Genomic DNA, 19280 nt, shown 5'->3' with positions numbered 1-19280 from the left:
ATGGGGTTGCTCCGCCACCAGGGAGGTAAGGCAGGAACAACCCCATCTGTGCCACTAATTAATTAGCGGCAGGTGACTGGAAAGGTCACTCGTCCCAGCCGAACTCGATGGCCGGTGCGATGTTGTTGTTCGCCTCGGCACGCAGGGCCATCTCGTCGTTCTCGTCGTAGATCTCAACCATGACGGTCTCCCTCTTCGCGATTTGGACCGGGGTAGAAGAAGCGATTCAGCCTCTCCAGCTCCCCGGCCTCGTTGACGAGATGAATTTACCCCGCCGAAAAGTCGAGGCAAGCAGAAAGCGCTTGCGTCCAAGATCATAGTTTCACATGTGTAACCATCGGGGATCTATGCGTGTAGCAATCGGAATAGATGACTCCGATTCTGTATCGTGATTCATTTATTCCGCATAGTGAAATTATATTGCGCGCTTTGCGTGTTATGTCCATAAAGGATGAATCTGGATCGCTAACGCGGCTGGGTGGAGGGTGGCAAGAATTTTTACTACCTCAATATGCAAGATCGGATCGACGTGGCCGATTCTGTGTAGCCAGCGTCTGATTTCATTCTGCAGGTATCTTTTCGGACGACCGCTTGACTTCTGTCTTGATTGATTCGGTGTAGCAGGCACGCAGGCTACGCATAAACTGGTGCGCATGAGCATGCAGCCAAGAGAAGTGGTCGTACGCCGAGCCGAGGAGCGAGACGTGCCCGGGCTCGTCGAGTGCAGTGCGGGACTGTTCGCAGAGGACGGTGGAACCCGTGATCCGGGTGGCATCAACGTCAACTGGCCTCGGGAGCATGGCTCCGAGCGCTTCCGCCAGAACCTGGAGGTCCCCGAACGCCTGACGCTTGTCGCGGAGGATGGGGATCAAGTCGTAGGAAGCCTCAGTGCTGTGCTGTCAGGAGCCTCTCCGATGAAGCCCATTACGACGGCCACGCTCCTCAGCATGTACGTCAAGCCTGAGTGGCGCCGCGGGCAGATTGGCTCCCAACTCGTCGTCGGCTTCCTGGCCTGGGCGAAGGGACAGCAGGCTGACCGCGTTGATGTCACCGCGTACGCCAGTAACCCCGACGCCATCAGGTTTTACGAGCGTCATGGGTTCGTCGCGAAGTCGGTGATCCTCGAAGCTCCGTTGTAGGTCACCCGGTAAGAGTTGCCAGCTGTACCCTCACGGTCGCGGGTTACAGAGCAAGCGAAGTGGACACATGCTGGTGTGGGCCCGGAGCGGTGATTGCTCCGGGCCCAGGCTGTTTCCCGATCGGTCACCTCAGAAGGGCCTGGGCCATGATCGCGTACACCAAGGAGTCGGCCAACGGTTGCTGCTCGCCAGACTGGAAGTAGCCTCCATCAGACTCGGAGCGCTTCAAGAAGCCGGATTTCAATGGCCAGCGTGCCGAGGGCTTCCTTCTCCGGAGGGTAGATGGCCCGGATGTTGGTGAGCTGCTCCTCACGGGTGGCTGTGGGGTTGACGTTGGAGGCTCCCTCGCCGTCGAGTAGCGCCTCGAAGTCGGTGTACTCGGTCACGCGCTTGACCTCGACCGCGCAGGTCTCGTCCGTGCCCTTGATACGGAACCGGATGACGTCGCCGGCGGCGAGGCCAGCGAGGCGTGGGTACTTGACCCGTACCTCGATCGTCTTGGTGCCGGCGGCGACGAGGTCGAAGTACTGGCGGTAGAGGTTGAGTTCGCGGACGCGGCCGGTGGTGTTGCTCATGAGGCGGAGACGCTCCTGGGCGCTGGTGCGGTGATCAGGCGGCCGATCTCGGCTGCGGAGTACGAGCGGAAGAAGTGACGGGGGTCGGACAGCATCGTCTCGGTCATGGCGAGCAGTTGGTCGGCGTACTCGGTGACGGTGCCGGGCCATTCCCGGGTGTCGAGCATCCAGCGGGCCGCTCCCTCAGACAAGGGGGCATGGCCTTCGCGGATGAGGGACTTGGAGAGTTTCGCGCCGGTGTCGGTGACGACCTGTGGGCAGAACAGTCGGGCGGGTAGCTGTGTACGAGTGAGGCCGACGGCCTGGAGGGCTTCGTCGACCAGGATGGAGCCGAAGACCCAGTCGCCGCCCTTGACCATGACGTACAGGGTTTCCCGGGTCGGCGTGCTCGTGAGCGTGAGTTCCTTGACCAGGTTGCGGTACAGGGTCGCCAGGTCGAGGTAGGCGCCGGTGGTGGGCGTGATGGTGGCTCGGTACGGGCCGTGGTGGAGACAGACCGCGGAGACGGCGGCGGTTTCCCGGTCGGTGAGGAGGACCCTGGTGCGTTCAGCGTGCTTCTCGGACCAGCCACAGCCGTGTTGGGGGCACGGAACTCGGAGGTGCGGGGTGCCGGTGGAGGGGGCCAGCCACCAGCGGGCGGCGTCGATGCGGGGGAGGAGCTGTAGCCAGGTTCGGCGGAAGCATTCGTCGGCTTGCTGCTGGGTGTAGGTCTCGACACGGTGGGGGACGCCCAGGCGCCGGGACAGGGCCGTGAACAGGGGTTGGTATAGCGCGGTGACGAGGTCGGTCAGGGCCTTCTCGCCGAGGGCTTGGGCGTAGGCGCGCTGGTAACGATGTCCGCTGGCTGGGTCTGTGGCCAGTTCGTGCGGGGCGTTGTCGAGGGCGCTGAAGACGACCGTGCTGGGGATGCGGAATCGATCGCGGAGGCGGGCGGCCATGGCGAAGGCGAGGGACTGGACGAGCGAGGTGCCGATGTGCGGGGCGCCGTTGATCTGGGTGCCGACGACCAACACGATCCGCTCGGGTGGGGTGGCCAGGATGCGTGGGGTCAGGACGTCCTCTGTGCGGAGAAGTGCGTTGGCGAGGACGGTGTTCGGTGAGACGGGGTGGGTCGTCACAGGTGTCCCCTTGAGGTTGGGGTAGAGGGGCATGGGCCCGAGTTCTAGAGGCGGGAGTCGGCCTGCGCTTCGTCGTTGGCCGCGGTGACGTACGGGTGCTGGAGCGCGGCGCGGAGGGCGTCCGCGTCGGTGAGGGTGTCGTCGTCAGGCAGCTCGCACCATCCGCCGAACCAGTCGTCGAGCAGTTCCAGCCCGGGGGCGACGAGCCAGGAGTTGGTGGAAAGGTGTCGTACCGGCAGGTCGTCCCAGCTGGCTGCGGAACCGGTCGGCACGGCGTAGTAGAGACGCCCGTTGGGCCTGTCGTAGAGCACGGGGCCGACGGAGATGCCAGTGCCGCGCAGGTAGGCCAGAGCTAAGAGGCCGATCTCGGCCGAAGTGCGCACCACGTCCCAGCCGTCGCCGACCTTCAGCAGCCGCAGCCCCGGCACCTCGTTCACCATGGGCGCGCTTCGCAACGCGTTACGCACGGACATCACACATCTCCCTGCCGCCGAAGGCTGGGGCTCGCGCTGAGTGATGAGGCGGATCGCGTGGTCGGCATCAGGGGGCGGACCACGATCAGACGAGCGCGTGTCGCTGTTATCTGCCGCTTGCGCTCGGTGCCGAGGCCCTTCGGGCCGAGATGGCTGGGAGCCGGAACCACGGCACCGTAGGTTTCCGGGAGTTCGAGCGCATCGAGCAGACCGACGAAGGCAGGGGAGCGGATGATTACTGTGGCGTCGCGGTCGGTGAAGACGCCGCACAGCGTCAGTTCGTGCCGGTCGCAGTATTCGGTGAGGCAGTCGACCAGCGCCGTATGGCGGGACATTCCGCCGGTGACGTGGCGCAGGTAACCGAAGACCTGAGGGAAGGCGACGGAGCGGCGTTCGGTGATGAGGTCGTCGTCCATGCCCACAGCGTCGGCCGTCGTGAACGGCCTCGAAATGACCCGCTGTTGTACTTCCGTTGCACTTCGCGCCCCACGTCGTCACCGACAGTGCTTCTATACGTGACGGAGGGAGGTCATCCGTGATCAGCGTGCAGCAATGGACGGGTCGGGAGGCGAGCGCCCTGCGCGCCGCGTTGCGAATGAGCACGCGCGCGTTCGCCGAGCACCTCGGTGTCGCGCTGCGCACGGTCGCGAAGTGGGAGAGCCTCGGCGCGGAGACGCAGCCCCGCCCGGACACCCAGGCCATCCTCGACACTGCGCTCGCACGGGCGAATTCCGCCGCCCAATCCCGGTTCGAGGCAGTGCTGTTCCCTGAGCGGAAGAGCGCGCGGCCGGCGGACTACGAGACGTGGACCGAGGACATTGAGCGCGCCGTCGTCTGCATCAGTCGCCAGGACTTCCCTTTCGCCTCAACCCTGTTGAACCGCTGGCTGGGCAGCCGTGCACCCCATCAGTTGGATGACAAGGGCCTCTATTTGTATGGCCGTTCCCTTGTGCTCCTTGGCGACCTCCAGCGTGACCAGGGCGCGATCCTCGGCCCACTTTCCGCCCGGCATTCCTACCTGAGCGCCCGCGGCATGTTCACCGAGCTCGACATCCCGCGCCGGGTCGCCCAGATCGAGCTGTCCCTGGCCGTCGTGCAGGAGATGTCCGGCCAGCTGGAATCCTCCGCCCGCCACTACGAACTCCTCGCTACGGATGAGCGGTTGAGCCCGCGCGACCGTGCCAGGGCGCGGCTCTGGGTGGGTACGGCGCTGAGCAAGGAGGGCGACAACGAATACGCCACCGGTGTCATGGTCGAGGCCACTCGCTCCTTCGAGGACCTGGGCGAGCCGGAGGACTGGTCGGTCGCCCACCAGAAGCTGGCGCTGGCCCACCGCGGCGCCGGCGACCTGAAGCAGGCCCTGCACTACATCGACATCGCGCGGACCACTGGCACGGTCGACTCCCCGATGCAACGGGTGCGGTTGGACACCGCGTACGGGCACATCCTTCTGTCGGATGCAGCGACCCGGAATGATGGGCTGTCCGTCCTCGATCAGGCGGCACAAGTGGCTCGCCAGTACGGGCTGAGCCACCAGCTGCGCAGCATCGAGGGCATCCGAATGGGCCAGCAGGGATGAGTCAGGGAGTGCCAGTGCCGGAGCACGAGCAGCGCCAGATCACCGACGAGCAGTTCCACGACGCGACGCTGATCTGGAACTACCACCAGATGGGCCACGAACAGCGGCCCTGCTCGGCGGCGATCGGTCTGGGCAGTCACGACCTGGGGGTGGCCACTGCGGCTGCTGATCTCTACCGCGCCGGCCTGTTCCCGGTCGTGGTCTTCAGCGGCGGCAACAGCCCCACCACCCGGGCGCGCTTCCCGCGCGGCGAGGCCGTGCACTACCGCGAGCACGCGCTGAGCCTGGGCGTGCCGGACGAGGCGATCCTGGTCGAGGCGAAGGCCGCGAACACCGGCCAGAACATCACCTTCTCCCGCGAGCTGCTGGCTGAGGCCGGCGTCACGGTCGAGTCGCTGCTGCTGATTTCGAAGCCGTACATGGAGCGCCGCTCATACGCGACCTGCCGCAAGTTGTGGCCTGAGGTCGAGGTCGTGTGTGCGTCCGAGCCGCTGGAACTGGACGACTACATCAAGTCCATCGGCGACGAGAAGCTCGTCGTCGACATGCTCGTCGGCGACCTGCAACGGGTGATCGAGTACCCGAAGCTCGGCTTCGCCGTCGAGCAGGACGTACCGGGGGATGTGTATGACGCTTTCGAGCGCCTCCTGGGCGCCGGTTTCGACGGCCGCCTCATCGGCAGCTGACCCGTCGCACGTCGGTCCGCCGGGCGGGGTGTGCGCGATCCACCAGCCGAACCTGTTCCCGCGGCTGTCCACGCTGGCCAAGCTGTACGCCGCCGACCGGTGGATCGTCCTGGACGATGTCCAGTTCGCCCGGCGTGACTACCAGCACCGGGCTCGTCTGGCGGCCCTGGACGAGCCCGCGCGGCAGCAATGGCTCACGCTCCCGACCCATCTTCCCCACGGGCGCTCGACACTGATCAATCAGGCGCGGCTGGCCGACCTCGGCCGCTCCCGTCGAACCGTCGGACTTCTAATTCGCCAGTACTACGGCCGCAGTCGCCACTGGCCCGCGGTGCGTGAAGTCCTGGAGGCGGTTCTCGATGAGTTCGAGGCGACCGACCGTGTCTGCGACGTTGCCAAGGCGTCGACGGTCGCCCTGCTCACCGCGTTGGGCTGGAGCGGCGAGGTACTGGACAGCAGCGTGATTCCGACCCGAGAAGGTCGCTCGGAGCGACTCGCCGATCTCGCTGCCGCCACCACGAGCACCCACTATCTCTGCGGCATGGGCGGCTGGCGCTACCTCGACACCCAGGCGTTCGACGTCCATGGCATCCAGGTGCTGTCCTTCCACACCCCTGTGGACACGGTCGACCCGCTCTGGCGGTGGGCTCGCCAGACCAGCAGCCTCTGGGCGATGAGCAGCTTGGGTCCAACGGTCCTTGAAGAGAGGCTGATCGAACATCGACCGACTATCGCTCCGGGGGTTTCCGCGTGACTGAGTCGAGCGCTCCGAAGAGGAAGCCTTTCCTGTACGTCGTCGTCTGCGCGTGCGGTATCGTCGGCGACGTCGGCAAGCTGATCACGGCCGCGCAGGAACGGCACTGGGACGTCGGAGTCGTTGCCACCCCGCAGGGCCTGGGTTTCCTCGACACCGAGGCGGTCGAGGCGCAGACCGGCTACCCGATCCGCTCTGCCTGGCGCACCCCGGGTGAGGCACGTCCCCTGCCGCCCGCGGATGCCATCGCCGTCGCGCCGGCCACCTTCAACACGGTCAACAAGTGGGCCGCCGGGATCTCGGACACCCTCGCGCTGGGCATCCTGTGCGAGGCGTACGGCATGGGCATCCCTACCGCGGTTCTGCCGTACCTGAACTCGGCCCAGGCCACCCATCCCGCCTACCGCCGCAGTCTGGACTGGCTGCGCGAGATGGGGGTGCTGATCGGTTCGTACGAGCCGCACCGGCCGAAGGCCGGCGGAGGGGCGGACCGCTTCTGCTGGGAGGAAGCCTTGGAGCTCCTCGCACCCAAGCTGTCCGCCCCGACCTGATCAGCGCCGTCGTGCCGACTGCGGCGGAGACTGGACCGGCGGGACAGGGCGTTGCCTGACGCTGCGAGTCCGTGTTACCTCGGCTCGTGGACCGGGCGCGTGGCGCTCGCCGAGGCGGCGGATACGCCAAGTCAGCGCGCGGGCGGGGCTATGGGCGTCGTCCAGGGTGCGCTGGCCGAGTGCCTGTTCGAGGACGGTGGCTGCGTTGTGCCCTGCTGCCTCCGCCTCGGCGAGCACGGTGGCGAGCGCGTCCCAGTCGGGGTCGTTGAGGATGCGCTCGGCGTGCCCCGGTACCGCCTGCTGGAGGTGATGGGCGAAGCGGCGCTTGGTCTGGAGGTCGGGGGAGCGGCGCGCGAGGTCCGTCAGGGCCAACTTGGCGACCTGCGCGTATGCGACCTGCAGGTGAAGGAGGGTTTGTTCGGCTGCCGCCAGCTGCTGGGCATGCTGGCGGGTGCGGTGCCAGTGCATCGCGAACGCTACGGCGGTGAGTACGGCGTCCAGGAGCATCGCGAGTCCGGCTCCGTCCCTGTCCTGGGGCCGGTCGCGCCAGATGGCCTGGACGCTGCGGCGCAGGACGCGGGCGCTGTCGAGGTCGGCGACGATGCGGGAGCGGGTGGCGCGCTCGAAGACAGCCGCGGCCTGTTCGAGTTCGGCCCTGAGGGCTGCCGGCGCAGTGACCGGCAGGAGGTCCAGTGCGGCGCCGAGCGCAACCAACTGTCCTTGAGCCGTGGGGCCGTCGCCGTGGGTGAGGTGGTGGGGGATGCGCTCGGTGGCGGCGGTGGCCTGGTGCCAGGGGTTGCCCGGGTGGACGGTGACCGGTTCGGGGCTGGTGGTGGCGAGGCGTTGGCGGATTTTGGGGAGGGAGAGGTCGGGGGCGAGGGTGGAGCCGGAGTAGAAGACTGGCTCGCCCTTGTCGTTGGTGTCGCCGGGCAGGGCGAAGTTGCAGCCGAGGGCGTCGCCGGACGGGCCGAGTTTGAGGCGCACGGTCACGCCGGTGGCGTCCAGCAGGGCGAAGAACTCGGTCTCGTCGGCTGCGGCGGCGACGGCACGGCGCACCCGCTGGCGCAGGACTTCGCGGGTGGCTGCTTCCTGGCCCAGTTGCTTGGCCTTGAAGTGTTCCTTGCTGGTGGGGCGTTTGGCGGCGGTGCCGTCGCCCGGCTTCAACCGTCTCAGCCCGTAGTCGACTTCGATCTGGCGGGCTTCGCGCTGGACGGCGCGCTGGTCGTAGTCGCGGTGGGGGCGGCGGCCGTCTTGGCGTACGAGGGTGGCGGCGATGTGGATGTGGTCGTCGGCGTGGCGGACGGCCACCCAGCGGCAGGCTTCCTCGTCGCCTTCGGGGGCGATGCCGGCGGCGGCCACGATCCGACGGGCGATGTCGGCCCATTGGGCGTCGGTGAGGATCGGGTCCTCGGGTGCGGCGCGGACGGGGCAGTGCCACACGGTGTGCTTGGGTGCCTTGTCGCCCAGCATCTTCACGGGCTGGTCGAGTTGCGCAGCGAGCTGGTCTTCCACGTCCTTCGGGTCGCGGTGGGGGCTGCGGCCGGGGTCGGGGGCGAAGTCGTTCCAGGAGGCCACCAGGTGCGGGTCGATGTGCTCGTTTGCCCGTCCCTTACCGAAGAGGTAGCCGATTGTGCGGCGCGTCGCCTTCGGCCCCTTGCCGAGGATGATCTTCGGGATCAAGGGCTCACCGCCCCTCTGTGATCTGGGCGACCGCTGCGTCCAGTTCGGCGATGGATGCCTCGACGCGTGCCAGGAGCCGTTGGACGGTGTCGGGGTGGGGCCATGCGCTGTCCTGGTGGAGGTGCCAGGTGAGCTGGTTGAGGTTGCTGCCGACCTTGCCGAGCTGCCCGTTGGCGGCCATCAGCGTCTTCACCAGGGTGCGGTAGTCGGCGACGGCTGCGGTGGGGTCGTCGGCGCGGGCGGCGGCGAGGGCGCATTCGGCGACGTAGCCGCCGGGCTTCATGCGGCTCAGGGCAGCGGCCTTCTGGACGAGGGCGAACTCGGCGTCGTTATAACGGGGATGGACGCGGCGCTCGCGCAGCTGCTTGTCACGCAGACGGCGACGCGGCGCGGGACGGTGGCGCTCGTGCAACGACGATTCGCCCCCGGTCTCGTTCGGCACCCCCGGGCCGAACGACCCCGGCGCCCCTGCGCCGGATGCCTCCGACTCCCCCGGGGCGGGGGTCGGGTAAGGACTCCTTATCCGACAACTTGCTGCGCTGTCTGGGGCTGAGGTGGTGTGCGTCTGTTGCTGAGCTGAGGGGAGTTCGTGGTGCTGTTCGTGCATGCGTGGTGCTCCGGTGGCGTGGAGGCAGGAGGTGTGTCACGTGCGTCGCATCCGTCCCATGCCTGGTCAGGACAGGTACGGACACTGGGGCAGGTACGGAGACGTCCGTCCCGGTGAGGACATCCGTCCCCGCGCTGACCTGCGCGGGGACGGATGCGACGAAGTGATACGGACCCAGGAAGAGGCGGGTCAGCGGGCACGATTGGGGCCAGCGGGGCCGCCTGGCGGGCCGACGGGCAGTTGACCTGTCGGGGCCGCGGGCGGCATGCCCTGGGTTGGGCGCGCGGGTGTGGCGTCGTGCGCGGGGGCGGGCGTCGTCCCGGTGAGGTCGGGGCAGTGCCGAGCCCAGCTGTCAAGGAACTGGTTACGGGCGTACCCCTTGGCCTGCCTGCCCTTGTCGAACCGGTAGTTGGCCGGGCGGATTTCGAAGCCCCGGAGCATGCTGCCCAGGTGGTAGGCGTTGAGTCCCTTGGTGCCGTGTTCCGCCCAGGGAGCGTCGGGGTCCTGGAGCAGGGCCGTGACCAGATCCAGGGAGGACAGGGCCTCAGGGTTGCCGTGTGCCTCGAAGATGCGGTGGATGTCGCGCAGCAGCCGCGTCTTCAGGTTGGTCTGCTGGTCCTGGGCGGTCTCGTAGCGAGTCATCGTCACACAGGCCGCGCGGGCGATGGCAGGCCAGTGGCCGTCGGCCAAGTCGGCGATGATGACCAGCGGTTCCCAGGTGTCCGCCGCCCGGTCCTCCACCGGCATCGTCGGCGCCATGCGGCCGGCCGTGCCGCGCAGCGGTCCCAGCCAGGCGGCGAGTCTGTCCCGCAGCGCGTTCAGTTCCGGTGCGGCGTAGCGCGAGCGGAACGGGGTCACCTTCTCGCCCGGCTTCCGCTTTTGCATGCGGAGCACGACCGCCCGGTCCGTGATGGTGTCGGGCAGGTCGCCGATCGAGGCCAGTGCGGCCATGGCGAAGGTCGGATACGGGGTCGGCTTGTGCTCCGGACCGGAGATGCGCCAGGCGGGCCGGTTGCGTTGGTGCCCGGCGTTCAGCAGGCCGCGCAGTTCCTCGTTCTCGCCGGCCTTGGGGCCGAAGATGGTGTCGGCCTCGTCCACCAGGATCGTGTGCGGGTTCTTGCCGATCACCCGGAACAGCACCGCCGTGGACATGTTCACCGTCATGATCGGCTGGTGGACGGTCTCGTGGAGGACGTCCAGCACCCGGGACTTGCCGCAGCCCTTCGTCGGGCCGACGACTGCCAGACGCGGCGCGTGCTGCAGAACGGTCTGGATATGCGTGGCCGCCACCCACAGCGTGACCGCGGTCAGCGCCTCCTCATTGGGCAGCACGACGTACTTGCCGATCGTCGCCCGCAACTCATCCAGCAGTTCCGCACCCTCACCGGGACCGGCCCCCTCCTGCGGGGCGGTCCCCGGCGGCTGGCGGGGACGGTGCTCACGGTCCCCATTGCGGTCCCCTGGTGCAACTGCAGCCTCTTGGGGACCGGTCCCCGATTTCACGGCGTTGGCCTGCGGGTTTGCGCCTGATGTCGATTCGGGGACCGGGGCATGCGGGGACCGAGCACCGGGCAGGTCGCGGGGACGGTCCCCAACAGCAGCATCGGCAGACGACTGGGGACGGTCCCCGTGTGCGTGCGCATCCGCCGGGTGTACGACGGTCCCCGGAGCGGGGGACAGTGTGTCCGCCTGATCCCTGCGGCGCCAGGGGATGCCTTCGCCGGGGACGGCAGGCGTGGGCCAGCCGGTGGGGGAGGTGTTCGTGGAGTTGGGGGACGTAGAGTCCTCCATAGGCGTTCCTCTCCGGTGAGAGGCAGGACGTGCAAGGTCCCGCCCCTCACCAGCTCGTTCGTTCAGGGATGGGCAATCGGCAGGGGAATCTTCGGCCCTCGGCGTTGGCACGCCGGGGGCCGCTTCGTTGTCCGCGTCAGACGAGAGGTCAGGCCGTGAGGTCGTACGACGTCTGGGAGTCCAGCCACGCGTCCACCTCCCGCCAGCGGTAGCGCAGGTGACGGCCGACCTTGTGGACGCTGGGGCCGATGCCCCGGTACTTCCACTGGTAGAGCGTCTTCACCGGCACCCCGAGGTACGCGGCCACGTCGGTGGGGGTGGCGAGCTGGTCACGCTCGGCGGCGGCAAGACGCGGCAAGTGGTTCGGCAATGAGGTCTCCATATCGGGTTCGGGTATTTGGATGGGTGGTGCGGCCAAAGCGGCTATCTCATCCAGGGGAAGGTCCAAAGTCGTTGCCGATTCTCTGGACTACTTCTCAGGCATGGCCGGGAAGAGCAAAACAGTAAGGGGCGATCCCCGGTTGCCGAAATCGCTCCTACGGCAGCCGAAATTTACTGCGGCCACGTGACTGGCGGAAGTGCCGGAATCCGGTACCTCTACAGCTCAGAGCTGTGACCTGGAGGTCGGGAGGGGTAGGGTCAGCCCACCGGGCACCTTGGCTGATAGACGCCTAAATCGCCCATCTTTTTGATACCGAGGGAAGATAGCACGGTTGCCTACCTGGAAAGGGTTGTGGTGTACCGGAATTCGATGAGACGAACACCACTTTACCCCGGAACGACTTGTGGAGAGTTTAAGAACTAACTCTTGCCATGGAGCCCGGATGCAAGCTACAGCTATCTGTCATGGAAACCCAACCTGTCGAAATAGGACCCGGCGGCCTCCACGCCGCCTCTCAGACCCCCGAGGGCATCCAGGGGGTCCTTCTTGGCTGACGTGTACGACCGCTGGCACAAGTCCCACCCCAAGCCGACCGAAGCCGAGTGCGGTGACCACAAGAGCCGTACGAAGCGGATGGTCCCCACCGCCGACCACGGCATCGGCAAGCGCTGGCAGGTCCGCTACCGCGACCTGGACGGGCAACAGCGTAAGGAGAACTTCGACACGAAGGCCGCGGCCGACAATCGCGCCGCCGAAGTCGACGTCGAGATCCGGCGCGGCTCCTACGTCGTCCCAGCCGAGACGAAGCAGACGCTCGGGGCCTACGCGCAGAAGTGGCTCGACGCGAACTCCGTGGGGCCGACGACCGCCCTGCGCTACGAGGCGACCGTCCGCAACCACATCGTCGGGCACCTCGGCCGACGCGAGCTGCGGTCCCTCAACCAGCCCTCGATCATTCAGGGTTGGATCCGTACGCTCCAGGACGGCGGCCTGGAGGTGTCCACGATCGAGGGCATCTTCGACATCCTCTCCAGCATCCTCGGCTCGGCCGTGGAGGACGGGCTGCTGCCGAAGAACCCCTGCAAGTCGAAGTCGGTCAAGCTCCCGACCGCGACCAAGAAGAAGGTCATCCCCTGGTCGTTGGAGCGCGTCCGCGCGGTCATCGCCGGACTCCCGAAGCGCTTCCAGGCCGGCGGCAAGCTCGCCTTCGGCTGCGGCCTTCGTCAGGGCGAGGTGTTCGGCTTCGCAGTCGAGGACATCGACTTCAAGGGCGGCTGGATACACGTCAACCGTCAGGTACGGCTCGTCGGTACGAAGCCCGTCTTCGCCCTGCCCAAGGGCAACAAGATCCGGTCAGTGCCCCTGCCGGCCCAGCTCGCTGCAGCCATCAAGGCTCACATGAAGGAGTTCCCGCCGACCGCCGTCACCCTGCCCTGGGCCAAACCGGACGGCGAGCCGAAGACCTTCCGCCTCCTCTTCGTCGACGCGAAGGCGCGGGCATACAACCGAAGCGTCTTCAACATGGGCGACTGGAAGCGCGCCCTGGCCGCGGCCGGCGTGATCCCTCCCCGCGAGCGCGGCGCGCGCTACCTCCGGGCGGCGCCGGACGACGGCATGCACGCCCTCCGGCACGCCTACGCCTCCGTACTCCTGGACGCGGGGGAGAGCATCAAGGCGCTCTCCGAGTACCTCGGCCACTCGGACCCGGGCTTCACGCTGCGGACGTACACGCATCTGCTGCCGTCCAGCGAGACCCGCACCCGTAAGGCGATCGACGACGCCTTCACGGAAGCCGAGGGGGAGGACGACGGCGAGCCGCCCGCTGCCCAGGGCACATCAGCGCCCCCAGCGAAACCAATGTGCCCTCAATGTGCCCTGGCCGCCTGACGGCCTCTCTCCGGCACCAAAAAGGGCGAGGCCCGAAGACCCCGCCCGAAACCCCCGAAACCGCAGCTCAGGGCCACACCAAGCAATAAGGCTGATGCCCCGCCTCATGCAACCGATGGCTGAAGTCCTGCCACTCGTGCAGCAGTTGGTACACGTTGAACGCGTCGCGGGGGCCGCCGCGGTCCGGGACCGTCGACCAGATGAACGCCGCCGCGCCCACCGCTTCCTCGCCGATGTCGCGCAGGGGGTCCACGACCGTCATGGGGAGCTTCACGACGGCGTAGTCGGGGTGCAGGACGACCAGTTCCAGCGGGGGCACCTTGTGGAGGGGGACGCCTTCGATGCCGGTGAGGACCATCGCGGCCATCGTCTCCGGCTTGATCTTGGTGAACATGCCGTTCATGCCGAGCTCGTCGCCGCCGAGCTCCTCGGGGCGCATCGAGATCGGGACGCGGGCCGCCGTCGCACCGTCCGGCGCGCCGAAGTACTTGTACGTCACCCCCACCCGACCACCATTCCTGCTCTCCGCCCGGAGACGATCGACCCGCTGGTCGACGCGACGGTCGAATCGGCCGTCGACTCGGCCCTCGACCCGCTCGGGCTCATTCGGTACACCCTGGTTCATACCCTGGTTCATGCCTTGGTTCAGGCCCTGGTTCATGCCTTGGTTCTGGCGTGCTTCGTCGGCTTCCTCCGCGTCGCGCCGGTGCCTTCCCCGATGGGCACGTCGAGGACCCAGGTCGTCAGTCCCCTCGCCCAGCCCGCCACCGCGATGCATATCTCCACCCGACTGCTTTTCTAGGACGCGTGGCCCCCGCCGCGCAACCCGATCATCGTGTCAGTGACCTCCCCCACGGCCGCACGCCGAAACGTGCGTTGAAACACCTGTCCGCAGGATCTTCGCAGCCCCTCGACACCTGGTCGTTGTGAGCTACGTCTATCAGGCTCAGTCCGTTTCAGTTTCGCAGATGACGAAGCGGTCGGGCGGGCGGGCGGCGGCCCCGGCCGAGGGCGAGCACCGCTGGCCTACCCTGGGAGGTCACTGGCAACCGGAGTCCAGCAAGTCGGAGAAGGTCGGAGAAGTCGCAGGTCATGAGCGAACTGCCCTATTCATACGATGCGCCCGTCTCGCAGGCGCTTTTCGACCGTGCGTCGGCCGTCACGCCGGGCGGCGTGAACTCCCCGGTGCGCGCCTTCCGCGCCGTGGGCGGAACGCCCCGGTTCATGGTGTCCGGCACCGGCCCGTATCTGACGGACGCCGACGGGCGCGAGTACGTCGATCTCGTCTGCTCCTGGGGGCCCATGATCCTCGGGCACTCGCACCCCGAGGTCATCGCGGCCGTGCAGGACGCCGTCTCCCGCGGCACCTCCTTCGGTACGCCCGGTGAGGGCGAGGTGGCGCTCGCCGAGGAGATGGTGGCCCGCATCGAGCCCCTGGAGCAGGTGCGGCTGGTCTCCAGCGGCACCGAGGCCACCATGTCGGCCATCCGGCTCGCCCGCGGCTTCACCCGCCGCACCAAGGTGATCAAGTTCGCCGGGTGTTACCACGGTCACGTCGACTCGCTGCTCGCCGCGGCCGGCAGCGGCGTGGCCACCTTCGCGCTGCCCGACACCCCGGGTGTCACCGGCGCCCAGGCCGGCGACACCATCGTCCTGCCGTACAACGACCTGGAGGCCGTGCAGGAGGCCTTCCACCGGCATCCCGGCGAGATCGCATGCGTGATCACCGAGGCCTCGCCCGGGAACATGGGGGTCGTGCCGCCGCTGCCCGGGTTCAACCAGGGACTCAAGGACGCCTGTGCCAACAACGGCGCGCTGTTCATCTCCGACGAGGTCATGACCGGCTTCAGGACCAGCCGGGCGGGCTGGTTCGGGATCGACGGGGTGCGGCCCGACCTGATGACCTTCGGGAAGGTCATGGGCGGCGGCTTCCCGGCAGCCGCGTTCGGCGGTCGCGCCGACGTCATGGCGCACCTCGCTCCCGCCGGGCCCGTCTACCAGGCCGGCACGCTCTCCGGGAACCCGATCGCCACCGCCGCCGGCCTCGCCCAGCTGCGGCTCCTCGACGACGACGCCTACACCACGATCAACGCCGTGTCCGGGCAGATCCAGGCGCTCGTCTCCGAGGCGCTCACCAAGGAGGGCGTCGCGCACACGCTGCAGAGCGCCTCCAACATGTTCTCCGTCTTCTTCACGGACCGGCCCGTCCGTGACTACGAGGACGCCAAGGCGCAGGAGTCGTTCCGCTTCACCGCCTTCTTCCACTCGCTGCTGGCGAACGGCGTCTACCTGCCGCCGTCGTCCTTCGAGTCCTGGTTCGTGTCCACGGCCCACGACGACGCGGCCGTCCAGAGAATCGCCGACGCCCTCCCGGCGGCGGCCCGAGCGGCTGCGGAGGCCACCGCGTGAGCACCAACGGCAACAGCGGCAAGGACCTCACCGTCGTCCACCTCATGCGGCACGGCGAGGTCGCCAACCCCGACGGCGTCCTCTACGGCCGTCTCGACGGCTACCACCTCTCCGAGCTGGGCCGGCAGATGGCCGACCGGGTCGCCGAGCACCTCGCCCCGCGTGATGTGACGTACGTCGTCGCCTCGCCGCTGGAGCGGGCGCAGGAGACGGCCACGCCGATCGCGAAGGCGCACGGTCTGGATCTGGCCACCGACGCGCGGCTCATCGAGGCCGACAACGTCTTCCAGGGCAAGACGTTCGGGGTGGGGGACGGGGCGCTGCGTCGGCCCGAGAACTGGAAGCACCTCGTCAACCCGTTCAAGCCGTCCTGGGGCGAGCCGTACGTCGACCAGGTGGTGCGGATGATGGGCGCTCTGGACGCGGCGAAGGACGCGGCCCGCGGGCACGAGGCCGTGCTCGTCAGCCACCAGTTGCCGATCTGGATCGTGCGGTCCTACGTCGAGCGGCGGCGGCTGTGGCACGACCCGCGCAAGCGGCAGTGCACGCTCGCCTCGCTGACGAGCTTCACGTACCAGGGCGACAGGATCGTGTCCGTCGGCTACAGCGAGCCCGCCATCGACCTCGTGCCGGCCCATCTCCGGGCCGGCGCCAAGCCGGTGAAGGGGAAGGACAAGGCCTTCGGCGCGTAGCCGCCGCCGCCCGCGCGCACCCGTCGAAACCGCTTCTCCTGCCCACGTCGAAACCGCTTCTCCTGCCCACGTCGAGACCGCTGGCTGAATCGGTTCCCCTGTTACCGAATCCGGAAGTATGGGGGGAACCCCCTCGTTCGTCATGTCCTCTGATTAAGTGACCACTGACGAGGACCTGACGAACGAGGACGCCATGCGCACGATCACCCGAAGGGGAGCACTCGGACTCGGTGCCGGGGCCGCCGCCGTCGCCGGACTGTCCGGCTGCGGCAGCCTCACCGGTTCCGGCGACCCGAAGCCCGCGGGGTCGGGCAAGGACGGTTCCAAGAGCAGCCCCTCCGGCAGTCCGAAGCCCTCCGCCCGCCCCATCGGCGACGGCTCGACCTCCTTCACCGGCAAGCAGCCCCACCAGCCGGCCAAGCCGGTTCCGCTGGAGCCCGGCCAGGAGCCGCCGCAGTTCGTCGTCTTCTCCTGGGACGGCGCCGGCGAGGTCGGCAACGGACTCTTCCCGCGCTTCCTCGACCTCGCCAAGGAACACGGCGCGAGCATGACCTTCTTCCTCTCCGGGCTGTATCTGCTGCCCGAGTCGAAGAAGCGCCTCTACGACCCGCCGAACAACCCGCGCGGCGCCTCCGACATCGGCTACCTCACCGACGACCACGTCAAGGCGACACTCACCAACGTGCGCCGGGCCTGGCTCGAAGGCCACGAGATAGGCACCCACTTCAACGGGCACTTCTGCTCCGGCCACGGCACCGTCGGCAACTGGACGGCCAAGCAGTGGCGCAGCGAGATAGACCAGGCCAAGTCGTTCGTGAAGAACTGGCGGACCAACACCGGCTGGACGGACCTGCCCGCGCTGCCCTTCGACTACGACAAGGAACTCGTCGGCGGCCGCACCCCCTGCCTCCTCGGCCAGGACAACCTGCTGCCGACCGCCAAGGAACTCGGCTGGCGCTACGACGCCTCCTCGCCGGGCGGCCGTCAGGTGTGGCCGAAGAAGCGGGGCGGCCTGTGGGACCTGCCGCTGCAGCAGGTGCCCTTCCCGGGCCACAGCTTCGAGGTCCTGTCGATGGACTACAACATGCTCGCCAACCAGTCAAAGAACTCGACCAAGGCGCCCAGCTACAACTACCCGGGCTGGCGCAAGCAGTCCGCGCAGGCCTACATCCAGGGCTTCCAGCGGGCGTACGAGTCCAACCGCGCGCCGTTCTTCATCGGCAACCACTTCGAGAAGTGGAACGGCGGCATCTACATGGACTCCGTCGAGGAGGCCTTCAAGCACATCGCGCGGGAGAAGGAGAAGGGCGCGGACGTACGGCTGGTCTCCTTCCGGCAGTTCGTGGACTGGATCGACGTCCAGAAGCCCGAGGTCCTCGAGAAGCTGCGCACCCTCGACGTCGGCCAGCAGCCGGCCGGCGGCTGGAAGACGTTCCTCGCGGCTACCCCGAAGACTCCCACGACCCCGAAGAGCCCGAAGGCGTCGGCCGGGGCGTCCGCGACGGGGTCCGCATCCGCCGCCTGATATGCGGTTTTCTCCCCGCAAGGGGGGCGCGCAAGATCCCCGGAACGGACATGCGAAACTTTTCACATGAGTGCCGCCAGCCGCGCCCCCCTGTCTGTCGTCGTCGCCGTAGCCGCGGCGTCGCTGCTGTCCGCGTGCACCTCGGGAGGCGCCGCCGGCGGGGGTGGTGACACCAACTTCGTGATGGGCAAGGACGGCATCTCCACCGTGGAGAAGGGGAAACGGGTCGCCGCGCCCGACCTGTCCGGCAAGACCATCGACGGCAAGCAGCTGGACGTGGCCGCCTACAAGGGCAAGGTCGTCGTCCTCAACGTGTGGGGCTCCTGGTGCTCCCCGTGCCGTGCCGAGGCGCCCGGCTTCCAGAAGGTCTACCAGGACCTCCAGGCCGACGGCGTGCAGTTCGTCGGCCTCAACACCCGGGACACCAAGGCCCGTAACGCCGTCGCCTTCGACGAGCAGTACGGCATCACCTACCCCAGCCTGTACGACCCGACGGGCAAGCTGATGCTCCGCTTCAAGAAGGGCACCCTCAACCCGCAGGCCATCCCCTCCACGCTGATCATCGACCGGGAGGGCAAGATCGCCGCCCGCTCGCTGGCCGCGCTCAGCGAGGACAAGCTGCGCACGATGATCTCCCCGGTCGTCGCGGAGAAGTGACGTGAGCGCAGTCACCACGCTCGCCGCGACGGGCTACAACGACACGGTGCTCAACGGCGCCCTGCTCGTCGCCCTGCCCATCGCCCTGCTGGGCGGTCTCGTCTCCTTCTTCTCGCCCTGCGTCCTGCCGCTCGTCCCCGGCTATCTGTCGTACGTCACGGGCGTCGCCGGCACCGACCTGGCCGAGGCCCGCCGCGGCCGGATGGTCGCCGGCGCCTCGCTCTTCGTCCTCGGCTTCACCGCCGTGTTCGTCTCCAGCGGGGCCCTGTTCGGCTACTTCGGCCAGAACCTCCAGGACAGCCAGGGCGTCCTGTCCAAGGTGCTGGGCGTGCTCATGATCATCATGGGCGTCTTCTTCATGGGTCTGATGCCCTGGATGACCCAGCGGGAGTTCCGCTTCCACAAGCGGCCCGTCGCCGGACTGGCCGGCGCCCCGCTGCTCGGCGCGCTGTTCGGCATCGGCTGGACCCCGTGCATCGGCCCCACCCTCGCCTCCGTGATCGCCCTCTCCTCCCAGCAGGGAAGCGCGGGCCGCGGTGCCATACTGACCGTCGCCTACTGCCTCGGCCTCGGTGTGCCGTTCGTGCTCGCCGCGGTCGCCTTCCGCAAGGCGCTCGGCGCCTTCGGCTGGGTCAAGCGTCACTACGTCTGGGTGATGCGGATCGGCGGCACGATGATGATCGTGACCGGTCTGCTGCTGCTGACCGGTGCGTGGGACCGCCTCGTGCAGGACATCCAGTCCTGGTCCGCCGGCTTCACTGTGGGGATCTGATTC

At 67.9% G+C, this 19280-nt stretch carries 20 protein-coding genes; 11 read left to right on the top strand and 9 right to left on the bottom strand.

Features of this window, described 5'->3' with window-relative positions; translation table 11 throughout:
- Positions 1–653 precede the first annotated feature (653 nt).
- On the top strand, positions 654–1139 hold the full coding sequence (locus B5557_RS18890) for a GNAT family N-acetyltransferase (protein WP_231976400.1): 486 nt from the start codon (positions 654–656) through the stop codon (positions 1137–1139).
- A 209-nt stretch (positions 1140–1348) separates the two neighbouring features.
- Here the strand turns inward: B5557_RS18890 and B5557_RS18885 are convergent, their stop codons facing one another.
- Genes B5557_RS18885 through B5557_RS18870 form a run of 4 tightly spaced genes read right to left on the bottom strand, consistent with a single transcriptional unit; the run spans position 1349 to position 3721 of the window.
- Positions 1349–1714, bottom strand: a complete 366-nt coding sequence (locus tag B5557_RS18885) for an ASCH domain-containing protein (protein WP_079660573.1) — start codon at positions 1712–1714, stop codon at positions 1349–1351.
- The gene (locus B5557_RS18880; protein WP_079660572.1) at positions 1711–2832 is read right to left on the bottom strand and encodes a hypothetical protein; all 1122 of its coding nucleotides are present in this window, start codon (positions 2830–2832) and stop codon (positions 1711–1713) included. The genes B5557_RS18885 and B5557_RS18880 overlap by 4 nt, the downstream gene beginning before the upstream one ends.
- Positions 2833–2876: 44 nt before the next feature.
- Entirely contained in the window at positions 2877–3305 is a 429-nt protein-coding gene (locus tag B5557_RS18875; RefSeq protein ID WP_079660571.1) for a hypothetical protein, read from the bottom strand.
- Positions 3305–3721, bottom strand: a complete 417-nt coding sequence (locus B5557_RS18870; RefSeq protein ID WP_231976399.1) for a hypothetical protein — start codon at positions 3719–3721, stop codon at positions 3305–3307. Before B5557_RS18870 ends, B5557_RS18875 begins: the two co-directional genes overlap by 1 nt.
- Positions 3722–3840: 119 nt before the next feature.
- Between B5557_RS18870 and B5557_RS18865 the strand changes: the two genes are divergently transcribed.
- Genes B5557_RS18865 through B5557_RS18850 form a run of 4 tightly spaced genes read left to right on the top strand, consistent with a single transcriptional unit; the run spans position 3841 to position 6875 of the window.
- Complete coding sequence (locus B5557_RS18865) at positions 3841–4884, top strand: helix-turn-helix domain-containing protein (RefSeq protein ID WP_079660569.1); 1044 nt, start codon at positions 3841–3843, stop codon at positions 4882–4884.
- A complete protein-coding gene (locus tag B5557_RS18860; RefSeq protein ID WP_079660568.1) occupies positions 4881–5570 on the top strand; it encodes a YdcF family protein in 690 nt (229 codons plus the stop codon). The genes B5557_RS18865 and B5557_RS18860 overlap by 4 nt, the downstream gene beginning before the upstream one ends.
- Positions 5512–6324: a WbqC family protein gene (locus tag B5557_RS18855; protein WP_231976398.1), complete on the top strand. Its 813-nt coding sequence runs from the start codon at positions 5512–5514 to the stop codon at positions 6322–6324. Before B5557_RS18860 ends, B5557_RS18855 begins: the two co-directional genes overlap by 59 nt.
- The gene (locus B5557_RS18850; RefSeq protein ID WP_079660566.1) at positions 6321–6875 is read left to right on the top strand and encodes a flavoprotein; all 555 of its coding nucleotides are present in this window, start codon (positions 6321–6323) and stop codon (positions 6873–6875) included. The genes B5557_RS18855 and B5557_RS18850 overlap by 4 nt, the downstream gene beginning before the upstream one ends.
- On the opposite strand, the gene B5557_RS18845 is transcribed toward B5557_RS18850, so the two are convergent.
- The 4 genes from B5557_RS18845 to B5557_RS18830 all read right to left on the bottom strand — a co-directional run bounded on the left by B5557_RS18845 (position 6876) and on the right by B5557_RS18830 (position 11335).
- Complete coding sequence (locus B5557_RS18845) at positions 6876–8555, bottom strand: relaxase/mobilization nuclease domain-containing protein (protein ID WP_079660565.1); 1680 nt, start codon at positions 8553–8555, stop codon at positions 6876–6878.
- A 4-nt stretch (positions 8556–8559) separates the two neighbouring features.
- On the bottom strand, positions 8560–8997 hold the full coding sequence (locus B5557_RS18840) for a plasmid mobilization protein (RefSeq protein WP_079660564.1): 438 nt from the start codon (positions 8995–8997) through the stop codon (positions 8560–8562).
- A 354-nt stretch (positions 8998–9351) separates the two neighbouring features.
- Positions 9352–10521: a DUF3631 domain-containing protein gene (locus tag B5557_RS18835; protein ID WP_079660563.1), complete on the bottom strand. Its 1170-nt coding sequence runs from the start codon at positions 10519–10521 to the stop codon at positions 9352–9354.
- Between the two features lie 580 nt (positions 10522–11101).
- Complete coding sequence (locus B5557_RS18830) at positions 11102–11335, bottom strand: helix-turn-helix transcriptional regulator (RefSeq protein ID WP_231976396.1); 234 nt, start codon at positions 11333–11335, stop codon at positions 11102–11104.
- 555 nt (positions 11336–11890) lie between these two features.
- On the opposite strand from B5557_RS18830, the gene B5557_RS18825 reads away from it, so the two are divergent.
- Positions 11891–13222, top strand: coding sequence for a tyrosine-type recombinase/integrase (locus B5557_RS18825; protein ID WP_079660562.1), 1332 nt, complete (start codon positions 11891–11893; stop codon positions 13220–13222).
- 67 nt (positions 13223–13289) lie between these two features.
- On the opposite strand, the gene B5557_RS46265 is transcribed toward B5557_RS18825, so the two are convergent.
- Entirely contained in the window at positions 13290–13727 is a 438-nt protein-coding gene (locus tag B5557_RS46265) for a hypothetical protein (protein ID WP_010353923.1), read from the bottom strand.
- Positions 13728–14314: 587 nt separating this feature from the next.
- Here B5557_RS46265 and hemL point away from each other — a divergent pair.
- The 5 genes from hemL to B5557_RS18790 all read left to right on the top strand — a co-directional run bounded on the left by hemL (position 14315) and on the right by B5557_RS18790 (position 19277).
- Positions 14315–15631 carry a glutamate-1-semialdehyde 2,1-aminomutase gene (gene hemL / locus B5557_RS18810; RefSeq protein WP_079660561.1) on the top strand — a complete coding sequence of 439 codons (1317 nt, stop codon included), beginning with the start codon at positions 14315–14317 and terminating at the stop codon, positions 15629–15631.
- 44 nt (positions 15632–15675) lie between these two features.
- Positions 15676–16323: a histidine phosphatase family protein gene (locus B5557_RS18805; RefSeq protein ID WP_079664870.1), complete on the top strand. Its 648-nt coding sequence runs from the start codon at positions 15676–15678 to the stop codon at positions 16321–16323.
- 193 nt (positions 16324–16516) lie between these two features.
- A complete protein-coding gene (locus B5557_RS18800) occupies positions 16517–17848 on the top strand; it encodes a hypothetical protein (RefSeq protein ID WP_079664869.1) in 1332 nt (443 codons plus the stop codon).
- A gap of 66 nt (positions 17849–17914) precedes the next feature.
- Positions 17915–18505 carry a TlpA family protein disulfide reductase gene (locus B5557_RS18795; protein WP_079660560.1) on the top strand — a complete coding sequence of 197 codons (591 nt, stop codon included), beginning with the start codon at positions 17915–17917 and terminating at the stop codon, positions 18503–18505.
- Position 18506: 1 nt separating this feature from the next.
- Positions 18507–19277, top strand: coding sequence for a cytochrome c biogenesis CcdA family protein (locus B5557_RS18790; RefSeq protein WP_079660559.1), 771 nt, complete (start codon positions 18507–18509; stop codon positions 19275–19277).
- Positions 19278–19280 lie beyond the last annotated feature (3 nt).

The sequence above is a fragment of the Streptomyces sp. 3214.6 genome, assembly GCF_900129855.1.
GTDB lineage: Bacteria > Actinomycetota > Actinomycetes > Streptomycetales > Streptomycetaceae > Streptomyces > Streptomyces soliscabiei.
The sequence above is the reverse complement of the archived record's forward strand: the minus strand, read 5'-3'. Positions and strand labels throughout refer to the sequence as shown.

Coding starts and splice junctions, on each gene's coding strand:
- B5557_RS18805 (WP_079664870.1), top strand. CDS start 15,676: ATGCGGCACGGCGAGGTCGCCAACCCCGACGGCGTCCTCTACGGCCGT.
- B5557_RS18855 (WP_231976398.1), top strand. CDS start 5,512: ATGACGCTTTCGAGCGCCTCCTGGGCGCCGGTTTCGACGGCCGCCTCA.
- B5557_RS18860 (WP_079660568.1), top strand. CDS start 4,881: ATGAGTCAGGGAGTGCCAGTGCCGGAGCACGAGCAGCGCCAGATCACC.
- B5557_RS18830 (WP_231976396.1), bottom strand. CDS start 11,335: ATGGAGACCTCATTGCCGAACCACTTGCCGCGTCTTGCCGCCGCCGAG.
- B5557_RS18875 (WP_079660571.1), bottom strand. CDS start 3,305: ATGTCCGTGCGTAACGCGTTGCGAAGCGCGCCCATGGTGAACGAGGTG.
- B5557_RS18885 (WP_079660573.1), bottom strand. CDS start 1,714: ATGAGCAACACCACCGGCCGCGTCCGCGAACTCAACCTCTACCGCCAG.
- B5557_RS18795 (WP_079660560.1), top strand. CDS start 17,915: ATGAGTGCCGCCAGCCGCGCCCCCCTGTCTGTCGTCGTCGCCGTAGCC.
- B5557_RS18890 (WP_231976400.1), top strand. CDS start 654: ATGAGCATGCAGCCAAGAGAAGTGGTCGTACGCCGAGCCGAGGAGCGA.
- B5557_RS18800 (WP_079664869.1), top strand. CDS start 16,517: ATGCGCACGATCACCCGAAGGGGAGCACTCGGACTCGGTGCCGGGGCC.
- B5557_RS18870 (WP_231976399.1), bottom strand. CDS start 3,721: ATGGACGACGACCTCATCACCGAACGCCGCTCCGTCGCCTTCCCTCAG.
- hemL (WP_079660561.1), top strand. CDS start 14,315: ATGAGCGAACTGCCCTATTCATACGATGCGCCCGTCTCGCAGGCGCTT.